Here is a 6,656-nt window from a genome sequence, read left to right on the forward strand (position 1 = left end):
TATTCTATTTGATGAGTCTAATCAGTCAGATATGAATTTTATGTGAAGTGAAATAAAAAAAAGCCGAACTGTAGAGAGACTAATGAGTTCGGCAAAAGGGTAACAGATTAATGCGGCAATTTGATCAGTTTTGTAACGTCGTAACCATAATATTTTGCTGTATCCAGATAGGACTGATAGGTGGCTTCATCCAGTTGCGGTTCGCGCGATAAAATCCACAGGTATTTGGTACTCGGTCCACCGACCAGCGCCACTTTATATTCCGGATCCACGCGTAATACCCAGTAATGCCCTTTGGTAAACGGAATCCATCTTAAACCTGGCGGCAAAAAGCTGACCTTCAGTTTGCTGTTGCCCTGATTTTGCGGATAGGCTACCCCTTCAGAGCTGATCATTTCACCATTTTCAATCCGGCAGCTATTTAAGACGCCCATGGTCTGATCGGCATTGACAGTGTATTGTGCCGAGATATCCGAGACACATTTACGCTGAAAATACATCGGTAAATGCGCAATTTCATACCATTTACCCGCATACTGCCGTATATCCACCTGATCGACTGCCTGAGGGGCAACCGTTTCAGCTCGGGCAGTAAAGCTTAAGCTGATGATGGCCAGCGCTGTAACTGCGAAAACCGACTTGAATAGCATCTTCATTTTTAAGCCTTGTTTGATTTCAGGATTAGCATAACCCAGCTGGATGTGAACAAAGCGTGAAGATTAGATGCTGCGATTCAGTTTTTGTTGAGATGCCATTCGTTTATCCGCTAAAAAATAATTAAGTCTTCAACATTAGAAAATTCAGGTTCTCGGGAATTACACCGATCGAAAATAAACCTCCTGATTCTTTTCTTAATTTAAGCAGTCAAACCAGACTAGTTAATTCAAAGCCATTCTTTGCTGTCATCGGCAACAGGTGTGCCATGCATCACATGCTGAATCATGGCATAGGCGATACTGCCCTTGAACGGAATTTCGGGTAACTGATCAAACTTGAAAAATTGCGCGTCGCTCAGTTCATTTTCCTGAATCTGAATCTCGCCTGCATGATATTCTGCCCTGAAGGCCATCATCAAATTGCTGGGAAACGGCCACGGCTGACTGGCTAGATATTGAATATTTTTGATTTGTAGTCCCACTTCTTCCATCGTCTCACGGCGTACCGCCTCCTCCAGGGTTTCGCCCACTTCGACAAATCCGGCAATCAGGCTGTACATCTGGGTTTTGTTACGAGCATTTTTTGCCAGCAGAATTTCATCTGTACCTCGGGTAATGATAGTGATCACACAAGGATTCACACGCGGATACTGGTTATAACCACAGGATGGGCAGACCATAGCATAGTGACTGACGTGCTGCTGGGTCGGGTGGCCACATTTACTGCAAAAGCGGTGATTACGGCGCCACTCTAGCAACTGCACAGCGCGACTGGCTTGTTCAAACTGTGGCCTGCTCCAGACCTGCACCAATTGCCGGATCGGGACTAGTTGATAGCCTTCAGGTACTAATTCATTTTCTTTTAGATCCCGTGCAATGACCTGGCCATTTTCCGACAAATCCAGATCATGCTGCAGTCTTGCGACCAGCGGCAACTGAAAATGCTCATCCACCATTAATTGCTGCTGTCTAAAAATATACGCTTTTGAATGCATGCTCATGACATCCACTGATTAAAAAAAATCCCATACATGGGGGTGTATGGGACAAAACTAAGGAAACTTACATAGAGTAACTTCTCTTTAGATACTAAGCGCACGCTTCCTGAATTACAACCATAATAATTTGTATCTTTTTGATTAAAATCACATAATTTTCACAACATTTATGTCTTCAGGAATAATGCGAAGCGAGTTTCATTAACTGGCTGTAGCATTATAGAGATGGACACTCTGTTATTGTAGCAATCATGATTCCTGTGCAATGTCAGCAAATCAGGTCGGGCTGAATTGACTGAACATGCGGACTGATCTGTATTTTCACAAAAAATTGAACTGTCTGGCTTTACACTAGACTATCTTTGATCGGGTCTGGAAAGGCTATGCGTTTCGGTTTAATTTTAGGTGACCAGCTTCATCATCAGCTCGCTACGCTTAAAGCGCTGGACCGTACCCGGGATGTGATCCTGATGGCCGAAGTGGTTGAGGAAGCGACTTATGTCGCCCATCATCCGCAGAAAATTGCTCTGATTTTTAGCGCGATGCGGCATTTTGCCAAAGAGCTCAAAGCGGAAGGCTGGCGTGTACGTTACCATGCTTTTCAGTTCGGCAGTCCGATTCGTAGCCTGCTGGATTTCGTACAGGCACAGCAACTGCTGTTCCCCGTCACAGAATTGGTAATGACCCGATGCGGGGAATACCGCCTGCAGCAGCAGATTGAACAGCACTGGAGCCAGCAGTTGCAACTGCCGGTACAGTGTCTGGATGACGATCGTTTTTTCTGTAGCTCGGAGCAGTTCCAGCATTGGGCCAGCCGCTACCAGACGTTGCGCATGGAATATTTTTACCGGGAAATGCGTAAACAGACTGGTTACTTGATGCAAGGACAGCAACCGCTTGGACAACAGTGGAACTATGACAGCGCCAATCGCAAGGCATGGTCAGGCACTCCACCATTGCCTCCAACACTTCATTTTGAACGCGATCAGATTGATCTGGATGTACTGGAACTGGTTGAGCGCGAGTTTCCGCTTCACTCTGGCAGCCTTGACAACTTCCGCTGGGCCACCACACGTAGCAATGCTCTGCTTGCACTGGAGCATTTCATTACCCACAGTTTGCCGCATTTTGGAGATTATCAGGATGCCATGGCTCAGGGTGCAGACATGCTGTTTCACAGCCTGCTCTCGCCTTATCTAAATTGTGGTCTGTTACTGCCCAAAGAAGTTTGTGATGCGGCAGAAGCTGCCTACCATGAAGGTCATGCACCACTGAATGCAGTGGAAGGTTTTATCAGGCAGATCCTCGGCTGGCGCGAATATGTCCGCGGAGTTTACTGGCTGTACATGCCGGAGTATGCCAGCCGCAATGCGCTGCAGTACTCAACCCCTTTGCCACAATTTTACTGGACTGGCCGCACTCAGATGAAGTGCATGGCTGAGTGTTTCCGTAATACTTTTCAGCATGCGTATGCACATCATATTCAGCGTTTGATGGTGACTGGAAATTTTGCCTTATTAACTGGTATAGATCCGAAGCAGATCAGTGAGTGGTATCTGGCAGTATATGCCGACGCCTATGAATGGGTAGAACTACCGAACACCTTGGGCATGGTGATGCATGCCGATGGCGGCTTGATGGCCAGCAAACCCTATGGGGCTTCGGGCAATTATATCCATAAGATGTCGGATTACTGCAAGCACTGTAGCTACAATGTCAAAACCCGTACCGAACCAGACAGCTGTCCTTTCAACAGCCTGTACTGGTATTTCATGATCCGGCATGAAGCGACATTCCGTACTCATCCACGTATGGGCATGATCTATCGACAGCTAGATAAACTTAAAGATCGGCAGAAAATTATCAGTCATGCCCAGCAACTTCTTAGCCAGATCAATGAGTTATAAACCATGAAAAAACAGTATCTCCCTGAAAAAATCTGTATCCACTGTTTGCGCCCTTTTACTTGGCGCAAGAAATGGCAACGCTGCTGGGATGAAGTCAGATACTGTTCTGAACGATGTAAACGTGAGTCCAGACAGCTTTCAAAATCAAACGCTTAGAAACGCTTGTATTGCCGTGAACAATAGGCCCGTATCACGTCGGGGGAACGCAGTTGCAGATGTTTGGTTTTTCGGCTGGTGACGCGTTCACGCCACATTTTAAAACTCGATGCTTTCATATTTTGCCGCATCAAGCGGATCACCGCCGTTTCATTTAAACCATACTCACATAAAATAGCTTCAAAAGGAGTTCGATCTTCCCAAGCCATTTCTATAATTCTGGATAAGTCTTCTTCAGAAAATTGATTCATACTATTCTCGTTTTTAATCATTATGAAGCGTCAATAAGCTTTATCGACTTTAATTTAACTAATAGAATAACAGTACAATCATGAATTTTTTGTGATTTTTTCTAGTTTACGAAGGCTTTGTTGTACAAAGATTTCATAATTATATGATTTTAAAGTTTTGATTGTTTTTTGATCCAAAATTAAATTTATTTAAATCAGATGCTTACATATTTATGCAACAAAGCCTCTGTGAGGCTAGTTGATTTTTCAGATTATGCTAGAGAATTATTAGCCTTATAAGCTATGAATAGCCATCGATTTACTAGCCACACTTTTCCTAACTAAAAATTTACCGTATATAAAATACTGAAATGCATTTTTACACCCTAGGTTTTACTAAAAGGTAAATCCAATGATATAATTACAAATCAGTTGTTCTGCCGATAATTCTGTACCAAGCACACTCATCAAGGGATTGATTTCCTATCTTTTCACTCAATGTGAAATTTTTGCTTTTATCTACACGCACCAAACTACGACAAAATACGGGGGAATTATGCCTTCCAAAAAAGCATCTTGGTTTGATAACGTCAATCCAAATGTATTTTTTAGCACCGTGATTATTATTTCTGTTTTTTTAGCATTAGTGATATTTACACCAGATGCTTTTAACTTGCTCACCAATCAGTTAAACCAATGGATCACAGCCTCATTTAGTTGGTTTTATGTACTTGCTGTCGCCATTTTTCTGATCGCGCTTAGCTGTATCGCCTTGTCTAAAATGGGGCGTATTAAATTAGGTCCAGATCATAGCGAACCTGAATATAAAAATAGTTCTTGGTTTGCCATGTTATTTACCGCAGGAATGGGTATTGGCTTAATGTTCTTTGGTGTGGCCGAACCCGTTATGCACTATGTTAGCCCACCAACTGGAACACCCGAAACCATCCAATCTGCCCAACAGTCCATGCGTATTACTTTTTTCCACTGGGGATTGCATGCCTGGGCTATTTACGCTTTAGTGGGATTAAGTCTTGCTTATTTCTCTTTTAGACATAACTTACCTTTAAAGGTGCGTTCAGGCTTATATCCAATTATTGGCAAGCGAATTTATGGCCCTATTGGCGATGGAATTGATACTTTTGCAACTATAGGCACAATATTCGGTATCGCAACCACTTTAGGTTTTGGTGTAACTCAAATTAGCTCTGGGCTAAATTATCTATTTGATTTTGAAAATAGTATTCAAACCCAAGTTATCTTAATTATCTTAGTCAGTGCACTCGCATCATTTTCAGTTTTTCTTGGTCTTGATAAGGGCATTAAACGACTTTCTGAACTAAATATCATTTTGGCCGTAATACTGCTCGCATTTGTATTTTTCGCCAGTTCGAGTATTTATATTTTACAAACCACCATTCAGAACATTGGTCAATACGTTTCCAATTTATTTGCAATGACCTTTAATCTGTATGCTTATCAGCCTACAGGCTGGATTGGTGGATGGACCATCATGTATTGGGCTTGGTGGATTTCATGGTCGCCATTCGTTGGTATGTTTATCGCTCGTGTCTCCCGTGGACGCACCATCCGTGAATTTATTGTAGGGGTATTACTCATTCCCACAGGTTTCACTTTGGTATGGATGGGTTTTATGGGTAATGCCGCGCTATTTAGTATTCTTTTTGAAAATCAGGGAGGTTTAGTTGCTGCTGTAGAAAAAGACTCTTCTGTTGCCTTATTTGAGTTTTTAAAGCACTTGCCATTTTCTGGGGCTTCTAGCTTACTTGCAACGGTTTTAGTTTTTCTATTCTTTGTGACTTCTGCAGATTCTGGGTCTTTAATCACCGATTATTTAACAGCAAAAACAGAACATTCTCCTGCGTGGCAACGACTGTTTTGGACAGCAACTATTGCTGTGCTCTCTATTATTTTATTGATTGCAGGTGGCTTAGAAGCTTTGCAGTCTGCAGTTATTATGAGTGCCCTACCGTTCACTTTTATTATGCTGCTATTGTGCATCGGACTCATCAAAGCCTTACGTTTAGATGTGACTAAGATGCAAGCTTTACAAAGTGCTCGAATCACACCACGCGCTATACATAATCCAAGAAGCTGGCAACAGCGTTTAAGTTTAATTATGCATTCGCCTCACAGTGAATCCGAAGTCAAAGCCTATATTAAACAGGATGTACGTCAAGCATTTCAGAATTTAAAGCGTGAATTTCAACGTCGCCAACTGGATGTATCTATTGTCGAAAGTGATCAAGGCTTACTATTCAAAGTCAATCATCATGATGAAATTAATTTTATTTACCAAGTAGCTGTAAGTAAAACTCTCCCTCCAAGCTTTATGCTTCAAGATCAAAATGAAGATACTCAGCAGTCTTATATTGCTGAAGTGTTTTTACGGGAAGGTGGTAAAAACTACAATGTGATGGAATGGACACAAGAAGACTTACTTCAAGACATTTTGGAACAATATGAGCGGCATTTATATTTCTTAAATGTGGTTCGCAACTAAGTATTGGAGAATGTAAATTAAATTGTGTAATTGCCTGAATTTGCTATGCTCAAAACAATGAACCGTACCGGGTTTGTCGGAGACCAACTTTCTTGAGAGAATGTTCCAATGACAAAACCAAAATATACCCCTGAAATCAGAGAAAGAGCGGTTCAATTATTGATTGAATCTGAAAAAGATTATCC

6 protein-coding genes are annotated in these 6,656 nt (G+C 42.2%); 3 read left to right on the forward strand and 3 right to left on the reverse strand.

The genetic code is table 11. The features are described 5' to 3' along the window. Positions 1 to 107 precede the first annotated feature (107 nt). Together HYG89_RS09750 and nudC are read right to left on the reverse strand one after the other, a co-directional pair. Positions 108 to 656: a lipocalin family protein gene (locus HYG89_RS09750; RefSeq protein WP_178867290.1), complete on the reverse strand. Its 549-nt coding sequence runs from the start codon at positions 654 to 656 to the stop codon at positions 108 to 110. Between the two features lie 227 nt (positions 657 to 883). Beyond that, complete coding sequence (gene nudC, locus HYG89_RS09755) at positions 884 to 1,657, reverse strand: NAD(+) diphosphatase (protein WP_171324809.1); 774 nt, start codon at positions 1,655 to 1,657, stop codon at positions 884 to 886. A gap of 380 nt (positions 1,658 to 2,037) precedes the next feature. Between nudC and HYG89_RS09760 the strand changes: the two genes are divergently transcribed. Beyond that, positions 2,038 to 3,561: a cryptochrome/photolyase family protein gene (locus HYG89_RS09760; RefSeq protein WP_178867292.1), complete on the forward strand. Its 1,524-nt coding sequence runs from the start codon at positions 2,038 to 2,040 to the stop codon at positions 3,559 to 3,561. A 3-nt stretch (positions 3,562 to 3,564) separates the two neighbouring features. After that, entirely contained in the window at positions 3,565 to 3,717 is a 153-nt protein-coding gene (locus tag HYG89_RS09765; RefSeq protein ID WP_081402491.1) for a DUF2256 domain-containing protein, read from the forward strand. Here the strand turns inward: HYG89_RS09765 and HYG89_RS09770 are convergent. Then, entirely contained in the window at positions 3,714 to 3,968 is a 255-nt protein-coding gene (locus HYG89_RS09770) for a TIGR03643 family protein (protein WP_178867294.1), read from the reverse strand. The two genes, HYG89_RS09765 and HYG89_RS09770, sit on opposite strands and share 4 nt — an antisense overlap. Positions 3,969 to 4,503: 535 nt before the next feature. On the opposite strand from HYG89_RS09770, the gene HYG89_RS09775 reads away from it, so the two are divergent. Then, positions 4,504 to 6,471 (forward strand): BCCT family transporter, encoded by a 1,968-nt coding sequence (locus tag HYG89_RS09775; RefSeq protein WP_178867296.1) that lies wholly within the window; start codon positions 4,504 to 4,506, stop codon positions 6,469 to 6,471. The last annotated feature ends 185 nt before the right edge of the window (positions 6,472 to 6,656 follow it).

Origin of the sequence: Acinetobacter sp. SwsAc5, from assembly GCF_013391485.1 — a bacterium.
Lineage (GTDB): Bacteria > Pseudomonadota > Gammaproteobacteria > Pseudomonadales > Moraxellaceae > Acinetobacter > Acinetobacter towneri.

Coding starts and splice junctions, on each gene's coding strand:
- HYG89_RS09775 (WP_178867296.1), top strand. CDS start 4,504: ATGCCTTCCAAAAAAGCATCTTGGTTTGATAACGTCAATCCAAATGTA.
- nudC (WP_171324809.1), bottom strand. CDS start 1,657: ATGAGCATGCATTCAAAAGCGTATATTTTTAGACAGCAGCAATTAATG.
- HYG89_RS09765 (WP_081402491.1), top strand. CDS start 3,565: ATGAAAAAACAGTATCTCCCTGAAAAAATCTGTATCCACTGTTTGCGC.
- HYG89_RS09770 (WP_178867294.1), bottom strand. CDS start 3,968: ATGAATCAATTTTCTGAAGAAGACTTATCCAGAATTATAGAAATGGCT.
- HYG89_RS09750 (WP_178867290.1), bottom strand. CDS start 656: ATGAAGATGCTATTCAAGTCGGTTTTCGCAGTTACAGCGCTGGCCATC.
- HYG89_RS09760 (WP_178867292.1), top strand. CDS start 2,038: ATGCGTTTCGGTTTAATTTTAGGTGACCAGCTTCATCATCAGCTCGCT.